General features: G+C 70.1%; 1 protein-coding gene. It reads right to left on the bottom strand.

Translation table 11 applies throughout. From position 1 onward, the window contains the following. A partial coding sequence (locus SB822_RS56675) for a S46 family peptidase (RefSeq protein ID WP_410859050.1) occupies window positions 1-278 on the bottom strand: 278 nt, incomplete at both ends.

Genomic DNA, 278 nt, shown 5'->3' with positions numbered 1-278 from the left:
GCCTTCTCGAACGCCTCCAGCGCGCGGGTGCGCTTGAGCGCGTCGTCGCCGGCGATGGCCAGCGCGGCCTTGGCCGGGGCGGTGACGTCGGTGATGCCGTCGAGCACGTAGATGCGCGCGTTCGGGCCGGCGCTGAGTTCATCGGCCGTGGTCGGGGCGTTGAAGCCGTCCTTGATCAGGTTCTTCCCGGCGGTCGAGTTCAGCTGGATCGCGCCATAGGCGCAGTGGTGGTTGGTCACCACCAGGCCCTGCGGGGAGACGAAGCTGGCGGTGCAGCC

Origin of the sequence: Paraburkholderia sp. SIMBA_054 (assembly GCF_046534875.1) — a bacterium.
Taxonomy (GTDB): Bacteria; Pseudomonadota; Gammaproteobacteria; order Burkholderiales; family Burkholderiaceae; genus Paraburkholderia; species Paraburkholderia hospita.
Note: the sequence above shows the minus strand (reverse complement) of the source record. Positions and strands in the feature narration are given on the sequence as shown.